The sequence below is a fragment of the Streptomyces sp. SID14478 genome, assembly GCF_010548525.1.
Taxonomy (GTDB): domain Bacteria; phylum Actinomycetota; class Actinomycetes; order Streptomycetales; family Streptomycetaceae; genus Streptomyces.
Map to the genome: position 1 here is coordinate 1 of NZ_JAAGMG010000126.1, position 1,598 is coordinate 1,598.

At 74.0% G+C, this 1,598-nt stretch carries 2 protein-coding genes; both read right to left on the reverse strand.

Annotation, left to right across the window (positions count from 1 at the left end):
- Window positions 1-137: 137 nt before the first annotated feature.
- The gene (locus G3I40_RS05005) at window positions 138-938 is read right to left on the reverse strand and encodes an RDD family protein (RefSeq protein WP_164300933.1); all 801 of its coding nucleotides are present in this window, start codon (window positions 936-938) and stop codon (window positions 138-140) included.
- Window positions 939-1,006: 68 nt separating this feature from the next.
- Window positions 1,007-1,598, reverse strand: a 592-nt coding sequence (locus G3I40_RS05010) for an RDD family protein (protein ID WP_164300934.1), incomplete at its 5' end; no start/stop codon positions are given.

Here is a 1,598-nt window from a genome sequence, read left to right on the forward strand (position 1 = left end):
AGCGCGTCGCCTCGTCGCCCGCCTCCGCGCCCGGACCGGCCCGTGACCGTGCGCCGGTACGCGAACCGGCGGGCCCGTGAAGCGCGGACCCGCCGGTCTTCTCGTACGTCGCCGCTGTCGCGCCGTGCCGCGTGGCGTCAGGCGCTGCTGACCACGACCGTCTTCGCCGCCTTGTCGTGCAGGCCCTGCTTGTAGGGCTTGTCGAAGAAGCTCCAGCCACCGCAGATCGCCGTCCAGATGCAGGCGCAGCAGAACACGGCGGGGATCCACAGGACGACCGCGCGGATCAGGTTGGTCTGGACGCTGGGCGTCGCCCCGTTGTCGAGGTTGGCCAGGCGCAGCTTCATCAGCTTCTTGCCGAACGTCTGGCCGGTCTTGGCCATCATGATCGTGTCGTAGCCGATGTAGAGGACGGCGGCGAGCAGCGACTGTCCGAACTGCTTGCCGTACTCGATCTTGTCGGGGTCGGTCTCGTACTCGGAGATCCCGAACGCCCACGTCAGCAGGCCCGCGACGATGCCGACCAGGATGAGGTCGATGATGCGCGCCAGGACGCGCTTGCCGCTGTCGGCCAGCGGCGGCATCCCGGCCAGCGGGTCGCCGGCGCCGAAGCCGCCGCCGTACGGGTCACCGCCGTACGGAGGGGGCGTGCCGCCGCCGTACGGAGGCGGGGTGCCACCGCCGGGTGGGGGCGGAGTGCCACCGTCGTACGGGGGCGGGGTGCCACCGTCGTACGGGGGCGGGGTGCCGCCGCCGGGCGGCGGGGTCCCGCCGTAGGGGTTCTGCGGGGCGTCGTACGGGCTCTGGCCGCCGGCCCCCTGCGGGTCCTGCGGGGAGTCGTACGGGGAGCCGCCGCCCGGCGTGGCCGGGGGCGGCTTACGGAACGGGTCGTCGTCCGGCGGCTGGCCGGATCCGTTGGGCGGCGGTTCGGTACTCATGGCCCGAGTGGACCGCGATCCCCGGGGACCCGCACCCGGCGGGCCGCCGTCCGGATGACCCGGTCGCGCTACCCGGCGACGAACGTACGGGCCGCCTTGTCGTGCAGGCACTGGCGCCACGGCCGGTCGACGGCACCCCACAGGACGCCGAGGATCCCGATGCCGAGCACGCCCGGCACGCTGTAGACGAGCCAGCGGCGCAGGGCCGCGCCGAACGACGGGGACGCGCTCCCCTCGATCTCCCGCACGCTCAGGCCCATCAGCTTCTTGCCCAGCGTGCGGCCCCACTTGGCGGTCGGGAGTGCTTCGTAGAGGACGCCGAAGACGAGCAGCACGGCGAGCACGATGCCGAGGTACGTCGCGGTCGTGCCATCGAGCAGCCAGACCGTGACCTGCCGGCCGGACGCCTTCGCCTCGTCGATCTTGCCGTCGACGTGGTCGATCGCCTTGGTGCCGAGGGGCACGGCGGCGGCCGCGGTGACGGCGCCCAGGACGACCGAGTCGATGAGCCGCGCCACGAGCCGCTTGCCGAGCCCGGCCGGGCGCGCGGAGGCCTGGGCCTGCGCGGCCGCGAGGAACGGGTCGTTGGCCACCGGCTTGAACGGGGTGACCGGGCCCTCCGGCTCGGCGGCGGCCTGCTGCGGGGCCGCGAGTCGGTGC